The sequence below is a fragment of the Pseudomonas sp. JY-Q genome (assembly GCF_001655295.1).
Classification (GTDB): Bacteria; Pseudomonadota; Gammaproteobacteria; order Pseudomonadales; family Pseudomonadaceae; genus Aquipseudomonas; species Aquipseudomonas alloputida.
In genome coordinates this window covers 999248-1017500 of record NZ_CP011525.1, presented here as the reverse complement: position 1 = coordinate 1017500, position 18253 = coordinate 999248, and the positions used below count along the sequence as shown (strand labels likewise).

The 18253-nt window shown below is 61.9% G+C and carries 18 protein-coding genes (1 of these 18 only partly in view); 3 read left to right on the top strand and 15 right to left on the bottom strand.

Annotated elements, in window-relative coordinates; translation table 11 throughout:
- The 9 genes from msrQ to mrcB all read right to left on the bottom strand — a co-directional run.
- Positions 1-566 carry the 5' portion of a protein-methionine-sulfoxide reductase heme-binding subunit MsrQ gene (gene msrQ / locus AA098_RS04490; protein ID WP_064613892.1) on the bottom strand. 46 nt of this gene lie to the left of the window's left edge, so the window shows 566 of its 612 coding nt (coding positions 1-566); it begins with the start codon at positions 564-566; its stop codon lies beyond the left edge, outside the window.
- Entirely contained in the window at positions 566-1579 is a 1014-nt protein-coding gene (msrP, locus tag AA098_RS04485; RefSeq protein ID WP_003250049.1) for a protein-methionine-sulfoxide reductase catalytic subunit MsrP, read from the bottom strand. Before msrP ends, msrQ begins: the two co-directional genes overlap by 1 nt.
- Positions 1580-1658: 79 nt before the next feature.
- Positions 1659-2510, bottom strand: a complete 852-nt coding sequence (gene pssA / locus AA098_RS04480; protein WP_003250045.1) for a CDP-diacylglycerol--serine O-phosphatidyltransferase — start codon at positions 2508-2510, stop codon at positions 1659-1661.
- 150 nt (positions 2511-2660) lie between these two features.
- Complete coding sequence (ilvC, locus tag AA098_RS04475; protein WP_003250043.1) at positions 2661-3677, bottom strand: ketol-acid reductoisomerase; 1017 nt, start codon at positions 3675-3677, stop codon at positions 2661-2663.
- Between the two features lie 56 nt (positions 3678-3733).
- Positions 3734-4225, bottom strand: coding sequence for an acetolactate synthase small subunit (ilvN, locus tag AA098_RS04470; RefSeq protein WP_003250040.1), 492 nt, complete (start codon positions 4223-4225; stop codon positions 3734-3736).
- Position 4226: 1 nt separating this feature from the next.
- Positions 4227-5951 carry an acetolactate synthase 3 large subunit gene (locus tag AA098_RS04465; RefSeq protein ID WP_003250036.1) on the bottom strand — a complete coding sequence of 575 codons (1725 nt, stop codon included), beginning with the start codon at positions 5949-5951 and terminating at the stop codon, positions 4227-4229.
- A 408-nt stretch (positions 5952-6359) separates the two neighbouring features.
- On the bottom strand, positions 6360-6692 hold the full coding sequence (locus AA098_RS04460; protein WP_003250034.1) for a YqcC family protein: 333 nt from the start codon (positions 6690-6692) through the stop codon (positions 6360-6362).
- A complete protein-coding gene (locus tag AA098_RS04455; protein ID WP_017147958.1) occupies positions 6692-7492 on the bottom strand; it encodes a M48 family metallopeptidase in 801 nt (266 codons plus the stop codon). The genes AA098_RS04460 and AA098_RS04455 overlap by 1 nt, the downstream gene beginning before the upstream one ends.
- A 15-nt stretch (positions 7493-7507) precedes the next feature.
- Entirely contained in the window at positions 7508-9829 is a 2322-nt protein-coding gene (mrcB, locus tag AA098_RS04450; protein WP_004575791.1) for a penicillin-binding protein 1B, read from the bottom strand.
- A 115-nt stretch (positions 9830-9944) separates the two neighbouring features.
- On the opposite strand from mrcB, the gene AA098_RS04445 reads away from it, so the two are divergent.
- Positions 9945-11507, top strand: a complete 1563-nt coding sequence (locus AA098_RS04445) for a bifunctional aminoglycoside phosphotransferase/ATP-binding protein (RefSeq protein WP_003250028.1) — start codon at positions 9945-9947, stop codon at positions 11505-11507.
- 157 nt (positions 11508-11664) lie between these two features.
- Complete coding sequence (locus tag AA098_RS04440) at positions 11665-11943, top strand: TfoX/Sxy family protein (protein ID WP_003250025.1); 279 nt, start codon at positions 11665-11667, stop codon at positions 11941-11943.
- A 181-nt stretch (positions 11944-12124) separates the two neighbouring features.
- Here AA098_RS04440 and AA098_RS04435 read toward each other — a convergent pair whose 3' ends face one another.
- The 4 genes from AA098_RS04435 to AA098_RS04420 all read right to left on the bottom strand — a co-directional run bounded on the left by AA098_RS04435 (position 12125) and on the right by AA098_RS04420 (position 15799).
- Positions 12125-13009, bottom strand: a complete 885-nt coding sequence (locus AA098_RS04435) for a ChaN family lipoprotein (protein WP_004575790.1) — start codon at positions 13007-13009, stop codon at positions 12125-12127.
- A 104-nt stretch (positions 13010-13113) separates the two neighbouring features.
- The gene (locus AA098_RS04430; RefSeq protein ID WP_003250021.1) at positions 13114-13881 is read right to left on the bottom strand and encodes a heme ABC transporter ATP-binding protein; all 768 of its coding nucleotides are present in this window, start codon (positions 13879-13881) and stop codon (positions 13114-13116) included.
- Entirely contained in the window at positions 13881-14864 is a 984-nt protein-coding gene (locus AA098_RS04425) for an iron ABC transporter permease (RefSeq protein WP_161775158.1), read from the bottom strand. Before AA098_RS04425 ends, AA098_RS04430 begins: the two co-directional genes overlap by 1 nt.
- Before the next feature lie 50 nt (positions 14865-14914).
- Positions 14915-15799: a hemin ABC transporter substrate-binding protein gene (locus tag AA098_RS04420; RefSeq protein WP_064613890.1), complete on the bottom strand. Its 885-nt coding sequence runs from the start codon at positions 15797-15799 to the stop codon at positions 14915-14917.
- 148 nt (positions 15800-15947) lie between these two features.
- Here AA098_RS04420 and AA098_RS27990 point away from each other — a divergent pair, with 148 nt between their 5' ends.
- The gene (locus tag AA098_RS27990; protein ID WP_082431496.1) at positions 15948-16292 is read left to right on the top strand and encodes a Rieske (2Fe-2S) protein; all 345 of its coding nucleotides are present in this window, start codon (positions 15948-15950) and stop codon (positions 16290-16292) included.
- Here the strand turns inward: AA098_RS27990 and sfsA are convergent.
- Both sfsA and AA098_RS04405 read right to left on the bottom strand, forming a co-directional pair.
- Entirely contained in the window at positions 16255-16968 is a 714-nt protein-coding gene (gene sfsA, locus AA098_RS04410) for a DNA/RNA nuclease SfsA (RefSeq protein WP_004575787.1), read from the bottom strand. The genes AA098_RS27990 and sfsA overlap by 38 nt on opposite strands.
- Positions 16968-18140, bottom strand: coding sequence for a pyridoxal phosphate-dependent aminotransferase (locus tag AA098_RS04405; protein WP_014860190.1), 1173 nt, complete (start codon positions 18138-18140; stop codon positions 16968-16970). The genes sfsA and AA098_RS04405 overlap by 1 nt, the downstream gene beginning before the upstream one ends.
- Positions 18141-18253: the final 113 nt, after the last annotated feature.

Below are 18253 nucleotides of genomic sequence, written 5' to 3'. Positions count from 1 at the left end.
GCAACAGCAGGTATCCGCAAGACCATCAACACAGCCCCAATAAACGCATAGATCGCCCATTCCCGAAGGTCGGAACGCACGATCCACAGGAAATGCAGCAAGCCCAACCCAAGCACCGCATACACCAACCTGTGCAGCTTCTTCCACCGCGCCCCCAGCCGCCGTTGGCTGTACCGGTTCGAGGTGACCGCCAGCACCAGCAAACCCAGGAACCCCAGCGCCCCCACGATAATGTAGGGCCGCTTGCGCAGCTCCACAGCCAACTGCCCCCAATCCAGCCCAAGAATAAAGAACAGGTAATAGAGGATGTGCAGCACTATATAAGCGAACGCCCACAACCCCAGCTGCCGGCGAACCACGATCCAACCAGACCAGCCCGTCAGCTTCTGCAGTGGCGTCATGCTCAAGGTCACCAACAGGAAGGTAAGCGCCCCAAGCCCAAGGCGGTCCATCATGATCTTCCCGGGATCAGGCCCCAGCAGGTTCATCGCCGCTTCATATAGCCACCACACCGGGAACAGGCAGCCTACGACAAAGATGGCCAAGCGAAACCAGGGGTAACGCATCAGTAGTTCTTCCGCAGATCGAGCCCGGTATACAGCGACGCCACTTCATCAGCATAGCCATTGAACATCTGCGTCTCCCGCACATTGGGGCTGAACAACCCGCTGGGCAAGCGACGTTCGCGCGCCTGGCTCCAGCGCGGGTGGTCGACTGTCGGGTTCACATTGGCGTAGAAACCATATTCATCCGGCGCCAGCCCTTCCCAGGTAGTGCCGGGCTGCTCCGCTACCAGGCTGATGCGCACAATCGACTTGATGCTCTTGAAGCCATACTTCCAAGGCACCACCAAACGCAACGGCGCACCGTTCTGGTTGGGCAGTTCCCGGCCGTACATACCCACTGCGAGAATTGCCAGCGGGTGCATCGCCTCATCCAGGCGCAACCCTTCTCTATAAGGCCAGTCGATCAAGGCGAAGCCAGAACGCTGCCCCGGCATATGCTGCGGATCCTTCAGCGTTTCGAAACGCACATAACGCGCACTGGAAGTCGGCTCGACCTGCTTGAGCACCTGAGCCAAAGGGAACCCCAGCCACGGAATGACCATCGACCACGCCTCTACGCAGCGCAGCCGATAGATCCGCTCCTCAAGCTGATAGGGTTTGACGAAGTCCTCCAGTGCATAGCGTCCGGGCTTGCCCACCTCACCATCCACCACAATGGACCACGGTTCGGTTTTCAGGCTGTCGCCATTGGCCGCCGGGTCGCCCTTGTCGGGCCCGAACTCGTAGAAGTTGTTGTAGTGAGTGGCATCCTTGAACGGCGTGATCGCCTCGTCTTTCACCGTCACCGCCTGCCAGCGCGTGGCCGCGAGCTTGTCAGTGAACCAGGCCGGCGCGGCCCCCGCCTGTACATCGGCATAACGCGACATTTGCGCCGCGCCCACCCCGCCCGGCAATGCGCCTAGCGCCAGGCCAGCCAATGAGCCACCCAGCAGGGTACGACGGGAAAGGTAAATGCCTTCGGGGGTGATCTCCGACGCCTTGCACTCGGAAGACCTGGGAAGCTTGATAAGCATGAACGGCTCCATAGCACTGAGTAACGGATGTACCAGTAAGACTATGGAGCCGTGAGGTTATTCCAGCGTTAAGTGATTTTCACGCTTTGCGACGGCGCGCCTTCAGCAGGAACTGGATCGGCCCCGATGCTGCATAGGCGAGGAAGATCAACAGCAGGATACGCGGCGGGTCGCTGAACACGACGGCAAACACCAGCACCACCGCCAGGATCGCCACGAACGGGACGCGCCCCTTGAGGTCCAGCTCCTTGAAACTGTTGTACTTGATGTTGCTGACCATCAGCATGCCAGCAGCAGCCACCAGCAGCGCGACCAGGAACGACAGCTTGGAGCCCTGGATGCCGTAATCGCTGAACGCCCATACGGTGCCCGCCACCACACCTGCGGCAGCCGGGCTGGCCAGGCCGATGAAGTAGCGCTTGTCGGCGGTACCGACCTGGGTATTGAAGCGCGCCAGGCGCAACGCGGCACCGGCCACATAGATGAAGGCAACCATCCAGCCGACCTTGCCCATGTCACCCAGCGCCCAGCCGAAGGCCAGCAAAGCCGGGGCCACGCCAAAGGCGACCATATCCGACAGCGAGTCATACTCGGCACCGAAGGCACTCTGGGTATTGGTCATGCGCGCAACGCGGCCGTCCAGGCCGTCGAGCACCATGGCCACGAAGATGGCGATAGCGGCAAAAGCGAAGTACTTGCTCGCCTCGCGCGGGTCGCCGGCACTCAGGGCGCTCTGTGCGCTCATCGAGCTGATGATGGAATAGAAACCGGCAAACAGGTTGGCGGTGGTAAACAGGTTGGGCAGCAGGTAGATGCCGCGGTGGCGCACCTTGCGGCCTTCGGCGTCATGCCCTTCTTCAACGTGCTCATCGACAGGTAGCAGGCTTTCGGCGTCGGAGGGCTTGTTCGGCTCTTCGGGACGTTCGCTCATGGAGGGTACCTTGCAACAGGATGGAAAATGTTCGACACGGGCCCGCGAAACAGGTTCTGACAGCGAGCCACTGGTCTGCTTTATACCAGAAGCTGGATGCCAGAACGAAAAAACGCGGCCGAAGCCGCGTTTTTCATCTTTCGATAAGACTTAGTTCTTGGTCTTGTCGACGATTTTGTTAGCCGAGATCCACGGCATCATCGAGCGCAGCTGCTCGCCGATGATTTCGATGCCGTGAGCGGCGTTGTTGCGGCGCTTGGCGGTCATCGATGGGTAGTTGGTAGCACCTTCGGAGATGAACATCTTCGCGTACTCGCCGTCCTGGATGCGCTTCAGAGCATTGCGCATGGCCTTGCGGGATTCTTCGTTGATGACTTCCGGGCCAGTGACGTACTCACCGTATTCGGCGTTGTTGGAGATCGAGTAGTTCATGTTGGCGATGCCGCCTTCGTACATGAGGTCTACGATCAGTTTCAGCTCGTGCAGGCACTCGAAGTAGGCCATTTCCGGCGCGTAGCCAGCTTCGACCAGGGTTTCGAAACCGGCTTTGACCAGCTCGACGGTACCGCCACACAGAACAGCCTGCTCACCGAACAGGTCGGTTTCGGTTTCGTCCTTGAAGGTGGTTTCGATGATACCGGTACGGCCACCACCCACGCCCGAAGCGTAGGACAGTGCGACGTTCTTGGCGTTGCCGGAAGCGTCCTGGTAGATAGCGATCAGGTCAGGGATGCCGCCGCCTTTGACGAACTCGGAGCGAACGGTGTGGCCCGGGGCTTTCGGCGCGATCATGATCACGTCGAGGTCGGCACGCGGAACAACCTGGTTGTAGTGGATCGAGAAACCGTGAGAAAAGGCCAGGGTAGCGCCCTTCTTGATGTTCGGCTCGATTTCGTTCTTGTACAGAGCGCCCTGGAACTCGTCCGGGGTCAGGATCATGACCAGGTCAGCCGCAGCGACAGCGGTAGCAACGTCGGCAACTTTCAGGCCGTGGGCTTCAGCCTTGGCAACGGTAGCCGAACCTTTACGCAGACCGACGGTAACGTCTACACCGGAGTCTTTCAGGTTGCACGCCTGAGCGTGGCCCTGGGAGCCGTAACCGATGATGGCGACTTTCTTACCCTGGATGATGGAAAGGTCGCAGTCTTTATCGTAGAAAACTTTCATGAAAATACCCCTGGTTATATCTCGGCCCCTGCGGAGCCATCGCTAATTTTTTGGATTTAGATGCTGAGCACTTTGTCGCCACGGGCAATGCCGGTAACGCCGCTGCGCACGGTTTCCAGAATCGATGCAGTGCCGATCGCCTGGATGAAGCTGTCCAGTTTGTCGCTGGTACCGCTCAGCTGCACGGTGTACACGCTGGCGGTCACGTCGACGATCTGGCCACGGAAGATATCCGTGGTGCGCTTGATCTCGGCACGCTGGGCACCGGTGGCCTTGACCTTGACCAGCATCAGTTCACGCTCGATGTGAGCGCTTTCCGACAGGTCGACAAGCTTGACCACTTCGACCAGCTTGTTCAGGTTCTTGGTGATCTGTTCGATCACTTCGTCATGGCCAACGGTGGTCAGCGTCAGACGCGACAGGGTCGGGTCTTCGGTTGGCGCTACAGTCAGGCTTTCAATGTTGTAGTTGCGCTGGGAGAACAGGCCGACCACGCGGGACAACGCACCTGGTTCGTTTTCCAGCAGCAGGGAAATGATGTGCCGCATATCAGGTACGCTCCGTCTTGCTCAGCCACATGTCACGCATCGAGCCATCCTTGATCTGCATCGGATAGACGTGCTCACTGCGGTCAACCGCGATGTCGATGAACACCAGACGGTCCTTCATCGCAAACGCTTCTTCCAGCTTCGGCTTGAGGTCCTTCAGGCTGGTGATGCGGATACCCACATGGCCATAGGCCTCGGCCAGCTTGATGAAGTCAGGCAGCGACTCGACGTACGAGTGCGAGTGACGACCGTTGTAGGCCATGTCCTGCCATTGGCGGACCATGCCCAACACACCGTTGTTCAGGTTGACGATCTTCACCGGCAGGCCGTATTGCATGCAGGTAGACAGCTCCTGGATGTTCATCTGGATGCTGCCTTCGCCGGTCACACAGGCCACGTCCTGATCCGGGAAGTTGAGCTTGACGCCCATCGCCGCCGGGAAGCCGAAGCCCATGGTGCCCAGGCCACCGGAGTTGATCCAGCGGTTTGGCTTGTTGAAGCGGTAGTACTGCGCGGCAAACATCTGATGCTGGCCCACGTCGGAAGTGACGAAGGCATCGCCATTGGTCACTTCACACAGTGTCTCGATGACTTTTTGCGGTTTGATGACGTTGCCATCGCCCTTGTCGTAAGGGAACAACTCGCCATTGCCACGCCATTCGTCAATCTGCTTCCACCAGGCATCCAGCGAAGCCTTGTCAGGCTGCTCGCCGATTTCCTTGAGGATGCCGAGCATTTCGCTGAGCACGCTGTCGACCGGGCCGACGATTGGCACGTCGGCCTTGATCATCTTCGAGATCGACGCCGGGTCGATGTCGATGTGGATGATCTTGGCGTTCGGGCAGAACTTGGCCGGACCGTTTACAACGCGATCGTCGAAACGCGCACCGACGGCAAAGATGACGTCGGCATTGTGCATGGCCATGTTGGCGGTGTAGCTGCCATGCATGCCGAGCATGCCGAGGAACTGGCGGTCGGTACCCGGGAAGCCACCCAACCCCATCAGGGTATTGGTGACCGGCAGGTTCAGCGACTTGGCGATTTCAGTCAGGGCTTCGGAGCCACCGCCGAGGATCACACCGCCACCGGAGTAGACGACCGGGCGCTTGGCCGCCAGAAGCATCTCGGCAGCCTTGCGGATCTGGCCGGAGTGACCACGGACCGCCGGGCTGTAGGAGCGCAGCTTGACCTTTTTCGGGTAGACGTATTCGAACTTCTCAGCCGGGTTGGTCATATCTTTTGGAATGTCGACCACGACTGGACCTGGACGACCGGATTGCGCCAGGTAGAAAGCTTTTTTCAGAACTTCAGGGATCTCGGTCGGATTCTTGATCATGAAGCTGTGCTTCACGATCGGCCGCGAGATACCGATCATGTCAGTTTCCTGGAAGGCATCGGTGCCCACCATGGTGCTAGGCACCTGGCCGGACAGAATGACCATCGGAATCGAGTCCATGTAGGCGGTGGCAATACCGGTAATGGCATTGGTTGCGCCAGGACCGGAGGTTACCAGCACCACACCGGCCTTGCCGGTGGCGCGAGCGTAACCGTCCGCCATATGGGTGGCCGCCTGCTCGTGACGAACCAGGATGTGTTCCACTTCCGGTTCTTTGAACAGTGCGTCGTAAACATGCAGGAGAGCACCACCAGGGTACCCGTAGATGTGCTTAACGCCTTCGTCACGCAAAAAGCGGACGACCATCTCAGCGCCAGATAAAAGCTCCACGTTGTTCACCTCTAAAACGCCAGAATACCGCCCTCACTGGACGGGTCTTAATAGGTTTACTGCCAAGCAGAGCATGAGCGAACGTCAGCACTGACTGAGCAAGTATTGGGAAATCCCCAGAGTGTTGCGGGGGTTTCCCACCCAGCGCGAGGTAACGCGTTGCGGGGTGTAACAGGTCGGCGCGGGTGTGCACCTCATGATCTGCTTAGCGGGTCTGCTTCTGGCAGTCCCTCTACAGCGGAAGTTGGATTCTTGTGATTCGGCGCCAACAAGTCAAGAAAAATTATTGCCAATTTTTCCTCAAGATGAATTCCTGCCACCACTAAAAATCGCTTCAGCAGCAGAATTAAGAAGATTTCCAAAAAAAAGGGCCACAATCTGCGGCCCTTGACGGAAAAACTGAAGAAATCAGGCGGAAGGAGCGATCAATTGGTCAAAAGCTGCCAACAGGCGGCGTAGCTCACGACTTTGCTCCGGCCGGTCGGTAAACACGGTTTCGGCCATGACAAGGATGCTCGATGCGTTGGGCAGCGGGTGGCCCAGCTCGATGATGATCTTCATGCGTGGCAGGAAGATCCATTGCAGCCACTGCTCAAAACTGAGGGTATCCACGGCGAACGGCACCGTACTGGCCAGTGCCTCGTCGCTTGGCGGCTCGTCATCCCACCAGCCTTGCACCTGCAGCTCGCGCTCGATCAAGAGCAGGTGGTCGGCAATATCCAGCACGCGTTGCTCGATCATCACGAATTGACCCGCGCCTTTTGCCGGGCCAGCGCAGCGCCGGCGCTGTCACCCTGCTTTTCACGGGCCTGGGCGATCGTGTTCCAAAGCTCTGCCTGCAGGCTTGGGCGGCCGTTGGCGTAGGTCAGGGCGCGGCGCGCCAACTGCTCGGCCTGCGCCGCATCACCTTGCGAGAGGCGCACCTGGGCCAGGCGATACAGCACCTGCGGCTCACGCGGAGCAATGCGCTGGGCACGCTCCAGGCTAGAGGCGGCACCGTTGAAGTCGCCACTGCCCTGCTGCGTCTTCGCAGTGGTCAGCAGTGCCAGCACAGGACCGTCCAGCTGCTCGTCGGCCGACAGGCCACCGGCGGCGGCGCTGCGCGGAATACCGGTTGGCGCACTGGCGCTTTGCGGGGTGCTGTTCATCGCAGCGATGTCGAAGGGTTCATCGGCAATCGGGTTGGGATTGGTGGTCATCGGCGCCGAACTGACAGGCCCTGCACTGATCGGCCCCGGGGTGATCGGCGAGGTACTGATCGGCGCAGCGCCATTGCCCGCCGGGAATGTCTGGATGCCCGATGCGCCTGCGCCCTGCGGGATCATCACAGTGACACCGGAATCCTCCGGCAGCGTCTGCGCCTGGGCGGTGCCGGTGTTATAGCCACCCGCCGAGCGGTTGGCCGTCACGCGTTCGCTGTTGGACACGCGGGTGCTCGAGTCGACCACCGGAATATTGCCACGCGGGACGCTGGAGCACCCCTGGAGCACAGCCAACGCCGTCACGGCAGGAAACAGCCACTTGTTCACGTCACACCTCATCAATGCAGCCTGTGCTTAATTCATCCAGCCCTTGACCCAGTCCATTACCGATTCGACTGGGTCCTGCTCGCCGCCACAGGTTGCGCCGGCCGGCGGCTCACTCCCGCGAATATACGGCATCTGCACCGCTCCCGGACAGCTGGCATCAGACCCGTGGCCTGTGTAAGGGTCGATCCAGGCCTGCACCACGTTATCCGGTTGCGGCATATCCAGCGGCAGCGGGTCGGCTTTCTTCATGAAGCTGGTCCACACCTGCAAGGCGCCGGTGGCGCCGGTAAACGGTGTCTTGCCGTTATCGTCACGGCCCATCCACACCACGGCCAGCAGATCCTGACTGAAGCCGGAGAACCAGCTGTCACGCGAGTCGTTACTGGTACCGGTCTTGCCCGCCAGAGTCAGCGAGCGTGGCAAGGTGTTGTACACCGAACGCCCTGTACCTTCGCGCATTACACGCTGCATGGCGTTCTGCACCAGGTAAATGGCACCCGGGTCGAAGGTTTGCTGGATCTGGAACGGGTAGCGCTTGAGCGGCTCGCCCTCGGCGGTGAGCACGCTGCGGATACCGCGCATCGGCGTGTTGAAGCCGCCGTTGGCGATGGTCTGGTACATGGTTGCGACCTGCATCGGCGACATGCCACCCGCCCCCAGCAACATGGCCGGAAACGCTGGCCAGTCGACATTCACGCCCAAACGACCAATGGTCTTGATCACGTTCGGCACACCCACTTCCAGGCCGAGCTTGGCGGTCGACAGGTTGTAAGAGTTGGCCAGCCCCTGGTACAGGTAGATAGTGCCATGCGGGCGGCGGTCATAGTTTTGCGGGCGCCAGACCTGGCCGTCAGCCCCTTTGACCGAAAATGGCTCGTCCTGCACCCAACTGGTCAGGGTGTACTTGCTCGGCTGCTCCAGCGCAGTCAGGTATACCGACGGTTTGACCAGGGAGCCGATCGGCCGTACAGCATCGATGGCCCGGTTGAAGCCGGCAAAACCTGCCTGGCGGCTACCGATCAGCGCCTGTACTTCACCGGTTTCAGGGTTGGTCACGACCATTGCCGCCTCGACATCGTCTGCCCCCTTGCGGCCCGCCAGGCGCTTGAAGGTCTCGCTCATCGATGTTTCGGCCTTCATCTGCAGGATAGGGTCGAAGCTGGTAAAGATGCGCAGGCCTTCTTCGGTCAAGTCTTCGTCGCGGTAGTCCTGGCGCAACTGTCGCTTGACCAGGTCGAGGAAGGCAGGGAACGAGCTGTCGGCCAGGCTGCCACGCTTGGTCACGCCCAGCGGCATTTTCTTCGCCGCATCGACTTCTGCCTGGCTGGCCACGCCCTGCTCGGCCACCAGGTCGAGCACCAGGTTGCGGCGAGCCAGGGCACGCTCGGGGTGACGCCGCGGGTTGTAGTAGGACGGGCCTTTGACCATGCCCACCAGCAGGGCGATCTGATGCAGTTTCAGCTCAGACAGCGGCTGGCTGAAGAAGAACTGGCTCGCCAGACCAAAGCCGTGCACCGCGCGTTGACCGTCCTGGCCGACGAACACCTCGTTGAGGTAAGCCTCAAGGATTTCGCGCTTGTCGTAGTGCAGTTCGAGCAGGACCGCCATCATCGCCTCGGTCAGCTTGCGGCTGAGGCTGCGCTCGCTGCTGAGGTAGAAGTTCTTCACCAACTGCTGGGTCAGGGTACTGCCACCCTGGCGCATCGAGCCGGACGACGTGTTGACCCACATGGCCCGGGCGATGGACTTTGGCGACACGCCGTAGTGGCTGTAAAACTCGCGGTCTTCCGTGGCCACCAAGGTTTCGAGCAGATATTTGGGTACCTGATCGATCTTGATCAGGATGCGGTCTTCGAGATTTTTCGGATAGATGCCGCCGATCATCAGCGGCTCCAGCCGCACCACGTCAAGCGCCTTGCCATTGGCACCGGAAAGGCCTGCAACGTAATCGCCAGAGAAGCGTACACGGACGAACTGCGCCGGCTCCATGCCCTCGTAGAACTGAAAGCCACGGGTATTGAGGTCGACGGTATTGCCGCTGACGGACGCAGCGCCCGGGCCGTTGGCCGCGTTTTCGCGACGGTAGCCGAGCGCATCGAGCTCGGTGAGGAAGTCGTTCTTGCTCAACTTCTGGCCGGTGAACAGCTCCAGCGGTCGGGCATACACTTTGGCCGGGATGGTCCAGCGCTTGCCGGAGAACTTTTCCTGGACGACGGCATCGAGGTAAACCGCGAAGCCGGCGACGATCACCAGGCCAACCAGGCTGAGCTTCAAAGCCCAGCCCAGCCAGGCGCGGGAGCGGCCGGTCGGGCGTTTCTGAGGGGTGCGGGGATTTCGGGTTCGGGTCATGGCGGCGGATTATACGCACTTTATAAAGGCTGGGCAGACGGCCCGGCGGTAGGCAGGGACGGCACCATTGACCATAATGGCGCATTCGAATTCCCTTGCCCCGGAAGGATTTGCCGTGAGCCAAGCTCTTATTACTGCGTTGCAGAACCCTGCCCTGTACCCTCACCCCGTGGAGGGGTTTCAGCTCATCGAGACGCATATCTCCTGGGTCCTGCTCACTGGCGAATACGCCTACAAGATCAAGAAACCGATGAATTTCGGCTTCCTGGACTTCACCGGACTGGACCAGCGCCAGCATTTCTGTAACGAAGAATTGCGCCTGAACCAACGCCTGACCGAAGGCCTGTACCTGGAAGTGTTGCCCATCACCGGTAGCGTCGACGCACCGCAGATCGGTGGCGAAGGCGTAGCCATCGAGTACGCGCTGAAGATGCGCCAGTTCCCCCAGGGACAGATGCTCAACACCCTGCAGGCCAATGGCGAACTGAACGCCACGCACATCGACCAGATGGCCCGGCAGATTGCCGATTTTCACCTTCAGGCTCCGCGTGTGCCGATGGAGCACCCGCTGGGCACGCCAGACAGCGTGATGGCCCCGGTGGAGCAGAACTTCGAGCAGATTCGCCCATTCCTCAGCGACAAAGCCGATCTGCAGCAACTTGACGCCCTGCAGGCCTGGGCCCGCAGCAGCTTCGAGCGCCTGCAAGGGCTGCTGGAAAAGCGCAAGGCCAATGGCTTCATCCGTGAGTGCCACGGTGACATTCACCTGGGCAACGCCACCTTGATTGATGGCAAGGTAGTGATTTTCGATTGCATCGAATTCAACGAGCCTTTCCGACTGACCGACGTCTACGCCGACACCGCCTTCCTGGCCATGGACCTGGAAGACCGCGGCCTGAAATGCCTGGCCCGGCGCTTCATCAGCCAGTACCTGGAACTGACGGGGGATTACGAAGGCCTGGAACTGCTCAACTTCTACAAAGCCTACCGTGCGCTGGTGCGGGCCAAGGTCGCACTGTTCAGCATGCCGGCCGACGCCGATGGCGTGCAACGTGCCACCACCCTGCGCACCTACCGCAACTACGCCAACCTGGCCGAAAGTTACAGCGCCATCCCGTCGCGCCTGCTGGCCATCACCCATGGTGTTTCGGCGGTGGGCAAAAGTCACGTGGCCATGCGCCTGGTCGAGGCCTTGGGTGCAGTGCGCGTGCGTTCGGACGTGGAGCGCAAGCGCCTGTTCGGCGAACAACAGCAGGCCGACGCCGGCCAACTGAGCACAGGCATCTATGACCAGGACGCCAGCGCTGCGACCTATCTGCGCCTGCACGAGATAGCTGCGACCGTGCTGCGCGCCGGCTTCCCGGTGGTGCTGGACGCCACCTACCTCAAGCGTGAACAACGCCAGGCTGCGGCAGAGGTTGCCAGCCAGACCGGCGTGCCGTTCCTCATCCTCGACTGCCACGCGCCAGAGGCGGTCATCGCCAGTTGGCTGGAGCAGCGCCAGGCTGAAAACAGCGACCCCTCGGATGCCACGCTGGAGGTGATCAAGGCCCAGCAGGCCAGCCGTGAGGCGCTGGATGCGCAGGAGCTGGTGCACAGCACCCGCGTCGATACCCAGGCTGCCGGCAGCATGGATCAAGTGATCGAGCAGATTCGCCAGCGGTTGCCTGGCCTGTAAGTTCGTCATCTTCCTGTGCCTGCCCGCGAAGGGGCAGGCACAGGCCGCTCATCACCCGATGGCAAAAAGCCGCATATTTCCCAACGCCCGCTACACTCCTCTCAGACCTGCTCGCGATTTATCCCCCATTCCCGTTCAGCCATCGCAAGGAGGCTCGATGAACGATGAATTGCAGCATCTGAAGAACCTTGGCAAGACGTCTGCGCAGTGGCTGCATGCAGCCGGCATCCACAGTGCATCGGATTTGCGCCGCCTGGGCGCGGTGGGTGCGTACCAGGCCGTGAAGACACGAGGGTTCCGTGCATCGAAGGTGCTGTTGTATGCCATTGAAGGCGCCCTGCTGGACATGCACTGGAACGATTTGCCGCTCGAACGCAAGGAAGCACTCAACCAACAATTGGACGCGAAAAACCCTGCGCAAAAAAAACCAAAATAATCGGGGTAAAGGGATTGACGGCTAAATGAGAATTGTTATGATTATCACAACTGGTCGCGAGACTGGTTGGATAAGCTAAGAGCCCCTGGTTCGGACTCTCAGATTATCTCCTCATCAGGCTAATCACGGTTATTGACCCGGCAATTTGCCGGGTCTTTTTTTTGCCTGTGCTTTTTCAGGATCAACGCCGCAGCTGCGCACAATAATCCTGCTCCGGCATCGCCGCCGTGTACCACACATAATCAGCCTCGCCAGGCTCGACTCGCTCGCCCACCTCAGCCAGCAGCAAAACCTTGCTCTCCCCCGACACCCCCAGGTCAGCCAGATGCAAGGGTATGCCCAGGTCCTTGCGCACATGGTAAGCCCCGGCAAACAGCAGCGCCGGCTGCGGTGCCGCCTGCAAGCGCTCGGCCATGCGCCGGTCGCGCTGCTGCTGAACGGCCAGCATCGCCGGTAACTGGTTTTCCGGCAGCATCCCGCAATGCCCGGCGCGCACCTGTTCCAGCAAGGCAGCCTTTACCGCGGGTGCATTGGACTTTTCGCCCTGCACCGGCGCCGGCTGTCGATAGGCCTGACGCATCTCGTCGGGCGAAAGGTTGGCGGCCAGCAACGTCACCCGATGCTGCAAGGCTTCGGTGACAATCGGCCCGTACAACTGCCAATCCCAGCCCTCCTGCCAGGCCAGTGCCTTGGGCAAGTCTTCCGGCAAAGGCTGCCCCACCAGCTTGTCCACCCGCGATTGCTGGCTGGGCTGCAGCATCTCCAGCAACAGGCTGCCCTGAGTGCGCTGGCCTTGAAGAGCGCGCAGCAGCCACAGTTGCAGCGCGTGATGGTCAGGGTTGTCATGCTTCTCGCCGACAAGCACTCGGGGCGCATCAGCCAGGCGCTGCACCAGCGTTTCAGGGCTTATGGCCTGCTCATTGGACAGGTCGACAATCTTTCCCAGCTCGGCGTGCGTGCGACCTTCACTGCTCTGCCAGGCGGGCAACGGCGGCAGGCTGGCCTGACAGCCGCCTATCGCCAGTACCAGGCACAGCGAGAAACCGGATAGCATCGGGTGTCGCATCGGCAGTTACTCCATGTCATCCACACTTTAAATGGCCTGCACCGGGGGCGGGCCGGTCGCAAGACAAGGCCACTTTCACAAAGGCCATGCACGCGTTGAGAACATCAACGGGTGATGATCAGCGGGTGCCCGCGCTCGGGGTGCGCCTGCACCAACACGTCAATACCGTACACCGCCTTCAGTGCCGCTGGGGTCAGTGCCTCTTCGGGCGTGGCAAACGCGTGGCAGCGCCCCTGTTCCAGCAACAGGATACGGTCACAGTAACGTGCCGCCAGGTTCAGGTCATGCAGGATCACCAACACTGCAGCACCGCAGTCGGCGAAGCGGCGTACGGCTTCCAGGGTGGTGTGCTGATGCAGCGGGTCGAGCATCGAGGTCGGTTCGTCGAGCAACAACGTGCTGCCCTCCTCCCCCGGCCATAGCTGCGCCAGCACGCGGGCCAGGTGTACCCGTTGCCGCTCGCCACCGGAAAGCGCCAGGTAGCTGCGCTCCACCAGGTGCCAGGCATCTGCCGCCCGCAACGCCGCTTCGACAATTTCCGCATCGCGCCGCTGACCGGTGCCATGAGGCATGCGCCCCATGCCTACCACTTCCTCCACCCGAAACGAGAAACCCAGGCTGGACACCTGCGGCAACACTGCCAGGCGCCTTGCCCGTTCCTGTCCGGCCCAATCGGCCAGCGGGCGGCCCTGCAGCGTTACCCGCCCGCGGTCGGGCGCCAGTTCACCGCACAGCACACTCAGGAGGCTGCTCTTGCCGGCACCGTTGGGACCGAGCACACCCACGACCTGCCCCGGAGGCAACTGCAGGTGAATGTCGTGCAGCACCTCATTGCTGCCCCTGCGCAGGTACAGGCCCTCTACATGCAACATCAGCCGCGCCCTCGCATCAGCAGGAACAGGAAGAACGGCGCACCAATGAAGGCCGTGACGATACCAATCGGCAGCTCGGCAGGCGCCAGCAGCAGCCGCGCCGCCAGGTCGGCGAACAACATCAGTACACCGCCGGCCAGCAGCGAGGCAGGCAGCACCACACGGTGATCAGGCCCGGCCAGCAGACGTACCAGGTGCGGCACTACCAGACCGATGAAGCCGATCAACCCGGCTGCCGCCACTGCCGCCCCCACGCCCAGCGCCGTGCAGAACACCAGCTCACGCTTGAGCCGCTCCACGTCAACGCCCAGGTGACGGGCCTCCGACTCACCCAGCAACAGGGCATTCAGCGCCTTGGCCCGGCGCGGCAGCCACACCGCTACCCCTGTCGCCACCAGCAACAATGGCCACAGCCGCTCATAGCTGGCGCCATTGAGGCTGCCAAGGTTCCAGAACGTCAGCGTGCGCAAGGTGGCGTCATCGGCCAGGTAAGAGAACAGCCCCACGGCCGCGCCCCCCAGCGCGGTCATGGCCACGCCAGCCAATAGCATCGTGGCGACGTTGGTCTGGCCATCGCGGCGCCCCAGGCGGTAGACCAGCGCAGTTACCCCAAGCCCGCCGACAAACGCGCAGAACGACAGCAGATAAGGCGCGAAAGCATCCGGCATGCCGCCAAACCAGGCGCCGCCAACAATGGCAACCGCTGCCCCCATCGCGGCGCCGGCGGCAACCCCTACCAGCCCGGGGTCGGCCAGCGGGTTGCGGAACAGCCCCTGCATGGCCACCCCGGACAGCGCCAGCACCGCGCCCACCGCCAACCCCAACAAGGTACGGGGCAGACGGATCTGGCCAAGGATCATCTCGGCCTGCTGCAGGCCATCTTCGGACACAGGCAATCCCAAAAGGCGCAGGCCAGCGCGCAGCGTATCGAACATCGGCAGGCTGACTGGCCCCAGCGCCAGTGACAGCCAGATCGCCAACAGGCACAGCAGGCTCAGGCCAATGAACAACGTACGTGGCGAGACCCGCTGTTTCATTGCGCGAAGCTGGCCTGAGCAGCCGGGTAGAAGGTGGCTGCCAGCGACTGCAAGGTCGCCGGTAGCCGAGGCCCGAGCCCGCCGACCAGCAGCGTCGGGTCCAAGGAGACCAGGCGTTTCTCACGCACGGCCCGCGAGGCAGCCAGCGCGGGGTTTTCTTTCAACAGCGCCTGCAAGGCCTGTTCATCGGCCAGCGCCCGATCGGAAAACACGATCACATCCGGGTCAAGCGCCGCCAACGCTTCGTTGGAGAAGTTCTTGTAGCCTGGGTGCGCGGCCAGGTTACGCCCACCCGCCTGGCTCAGCAGCCAGTCACCGGCAGTGCCTTGCCCGGCGATCAGCGGCTTGGCCCCGGCATGGCCGACCAGCAGCAACACCCCGGGAGCCTGCTGCCCAGCCTGGGCCAGCTTGACGTTGGCATGCAACGCATCGAGCCGCTGGCGGTAGTCCGCAGCAAGCGCGGACGCTTGCTGCTCTGCACCGAGCAACTGCCCCAGGTGCCTGAGGTTTTCATCTACTGCCGGCAGCTCGGCCTTGCTGGAGAACAACTCGACCCGCACGCCGGCCTTGCGGATTTGCGCCAGTACCGGTGGCGGCCCCATTTCCTCGGTGCCCACCAGCACATCCGGGCGCAGGCTGAGAATGCCCTCGGCCGACAGTTGCCGCTGATAACCCACACTGGGCAAGGCTTTCAACGAGGCCGGGTGCTGACTGGTAGTGTCCACACCGACCAGGCGCGCTTCACCCCCCAATGCGGTTATCCACTCGCTCAAGGCGCCACCCGCGCTGACCCAGCGTTGCGGCAGCTCGGCTGCCAAGGCTTGGGTAGAAAGCACAAGGCTTGCACACAGAGCGAGAAAAGCAGCTGGACGGCGCATCATCGGGTTCCTTCTGAAGACGGGCTACACGCCTTGTGGCGAGCAGCGGAACTGCGCACCATAGGCAGCCAGGCGCAGCGAATGCGATCAATTTGATAATTATTCGCATTGGAGCGTCAAGCCATCACGTGTTTCACAGGTCATCCTTGCCATGCACTTCCTTTGTCCATCCCTCGGCCTGGCCGAGGGCCAAAGCCGCGCCTTCAGCGTAGACGGCCTCGAACTGTTCGGCGTGCGTCGCCATGGCCAGGTGTACCTGTACCGCAACCGCTGCCCACACCGGGACATCCCGCTGAACTGGGCAGAGGACGCGTTTCTGGATGACAGCGCCAGCCTCATCCACTGCGCCCATCACGGTGCGCTGTTCCTGATAGAAAGCGGCGAATGCGTGGCAGGCCCCTGTGAGGGTGAGCAGCTGCAGCCCCTGGGCTGCCACGAAGACAGCCAGGGCATCTGGTTCAAGGGGTCAGCAGCACCGGCAAGCGGCGATCGATGACGATACCCTCGGCGTCCAGCCGAGTGCCATAGGCCAGCACCTCCACCCCGTCCGCTACGGCAGCGCGCAGCGCTTGGGCGTAGGCCGTATCGATTTCTTCAGCCGGGCGCACAGCGTCGATACCGGTCAGGTTCACGCAATACAGCTGCACGGCCCGCACGCCCTGCCGGGCCAGCTTTGCCAGCTCGCGCAGGTGTTTCGCACCGCGTTGAGTCACCGCATCAGGGAAGGCCGCAACTGCAGTGTCGGGGTAGCCCAGCGTCACACTCTTGACCTCGACATAGGCCGGGGCACCCTCGAACTCCAGGCGAAAGTCGATACGGCTGCCTTCTTCGCCATAGGCCACTTCGCGCTTGAGTGCAGTGAAACCGGCCAGTTCAGTGATTGTGCCGGCGCGCAGGGCCTCTTCGACCAACGCATTGGCCCGCCCGGTATTCACGCAGGCCAACCGCCCCTGGGGGGTTTCGCTGATTTCCCAGGTCCCTGGCAGCTTGCGCTTGGGGTCGTTGGAGCGGCTGAACCACACCTGCCCACCTTCACGCATGCAGTTGAGCATGGAGCCGGTATTCGGGCAGTGGATAGTCATTTGCTCGCCGCTGGCCAGTTCGATATCGGCCAGAAAGCGCTTGTAGCGACGCAACAGGCGGCCCTGCTCGAGTGAAGGAGAGAAACGCATCAGCCTTGCCAGCTCTGCAGGCCACGGGCAATACGCTGCACCGCTTCTTCCAGGCGCGGCAGGCTCTGGGTGTAAGCGAAGCGCACATGGTGCCCGGCCAGGTGGCGACCGAAGTCCAGGCCCGGCGTGAACGCCACGTGCTCGGTTTCCAGGAAGTGTCGGCAGAATGCGAACGCATCCCCGCCGAAAGCACTGATATCGGCATACAGGTAGAACGCGCCTTGCGGCTCGACGGCAATGCGGAAGCCCAGTTCACGCAGGGCGGGCAGCAGGTAGTCGCGACGGCGGGCGAATTCGGCGCGGCGCTCTTCGAAAATGGCCAGCGCCTCGGGCTGGAAACAGGCCAGCGCGGCATGCTGGGCCATGCTCGGCGCACTGATGTACAGGTTCTGCGCCAGTTTCTCCAGGTCGGCGACCGCACCGGGCGGGGCCACCAACCAGCCAAGGCGCCAACCGGTCATGCCGAAATACTTGGAAAAACTATTCAGGACGAATGCCGAGTCGTCGACTTCCAGCACGCTCGGCGCGTCCATGCCATAGGTGAGGCCGTGGTAGATCTCGTCCACGACCAGATGGCCATGCCGCTCATGGGTGGATTTGGCCAGGCAGGCCAACGCATCGCGCCCCAGCACGGTACCGGTCGGGTTGGCCGGCGAAGCGACCAGGGCACCGACGGTGTCCTTGTCCCAGTAACGCTCAACCAGGTCGGCAGTCAGCTGATAGTTCACATCCGGGCCCACCGGTACCAATTGGGCCCCGCCCTCGACCAGGCGCAGGAAGTGGCGATTGCACGGGTAACCCGGATCGGCCAGCAGCCAGTGCTTGCCCGGGTCCACCAGCAGGCTGCTGGCCAGCAGCAGCGCGCCGGAGCCACCTGGGGTAATAAGGATGCGTTCCGGGTCGATGTTCAGGCCATAGCGCTGCCCATAAAAGCCGGCAATTGCCTCACGCAGTGCCGGCAGACCGCGTGCAGCGGTGTAGCGCGTGTGCCCGGCGGCCAGCGCGGCCTGGCCGGCCGCAACGATGGGTGCGGCCGTGGTGAAATCCGGTTCGCCGATTTCCAGGTGGATCACGTCGTGCCCGGCCGCCTGCAGCTCATTGGCCCGGGCCAGCAGCGCCATGACGTGGAAAGGTTCGATGGCGCGGCTGCGCGCACTGTAGGGTTGGGCCATGACCTTCTCTCAATTGGGTCTAAACTGGAGATTCTACCTCTGCACACCACCGAACGTACCGCTCAGGCCGGTGTCAATTAGCAGGATCGGGCGGGGTAGCGCACCCCCGATCT

Excerpts from the sequence above, each read along its gene's own strand:
- msrP (WP_003250049.1), bottom strand. The coding sequence starts at position 1,579 with ATGCTTATCAAGCTTCCCAGGTCTTCCGAGTGCAAGGCGTCGGAGATC.
- pssA (WP_003250045.1), bottom strand. The coding sequence starts at position 2,510 with ATGAGCGAACGTCCCGAAGAGCCGAACAAGCCCTCCGACGCCGAAAGC.
- ilvC (WP_003250043.1), bottom strand. The coding sequence starts at position 3,677 with ATGAAAGTTTTCTACGATAAAGACTGCGACCTTTCCATCATCCAGGGT.
- ilvN (WP_003250040.1), bottom strand. The coding sequence starts at position 4,225 with ATGCGGCACATCATTTCCCTGCTGCTGGAAAACGAACCAGGTGCGTTG.
- AA098_RS04460 (WP_003250034.1), bottom strand. The coding sequence starts at position 6,692 with ATGATCGAGCAACGCGTGCTGGATATTGCCGACCACCTGCTCTTGATC.
- AA098_RS04455 (WP_017147958.1), bottom strand. The coding sequence starts at position 7,492 with ATGAGGTGTGACGTGAACAAGTGGCTGTTTCCTGCCGTGACGGCGTTG.
- mrcB (WP_004575791.1), bottom strand. The coding sequence starts at position 9,829 with ATGACCCGAACCCGAAATCCCCGCACCCCTCAGAAACGCCCGACCGGC.
- AA098_RS04440 (WP_003250025.1), top strand. The coding sequence starts at position 11,665 with ATGAACGATGAATTGCAGCATCTGAAGAACCTTGGCAAGACGTCTGCG.
- AA098_RS04435 (WP_004575790.1), bottom strand. The coding sequence starts at position 13,009 with ATGCGACACCCGATGCTATCCGGTTTCTCGCTGTGCCTGGTACTGGCG.
- AA098_RS04430 (WP_003250021.1), bottom strand. The coding sequence starts at position 13,881 with ATGTTGCATGTAGAGGGCCTGTACCTGCGCAGGGGCAGCAATGAGGTG.
- AA098_RS04420 (WP_064613890.1), bottom strand. The coding sequence starts at position 15,799 with ATGATGCGCCGTCCAGCTGCTTTTCTCGCTCTGTGTGCAAGCCTTGTG.
- AA098_RS27990 (WP_082431496.1), top strand. The coding sequence starts at position 15,948 with ATGCACTTCCTTTGTCCATCCCTCGGCCTGGCCGAGGGCCAAAGCCGC.
- sfsA (WP_004575787.1), bottom strand. The coding sequence starts at position 16,968 with ATGCGTTTCTCTCCTTCACTCGAGCAGGGCCGCCTGTTGCGTCGCTAC.
- AA098_RS04405 (WP_014860190.1), bottom strand. The coding sequence starts at position 18,140 with ATGGCCCAACCCTACAGTGCGCGCAGCCGCGCCATCGAACCTTTCCAC.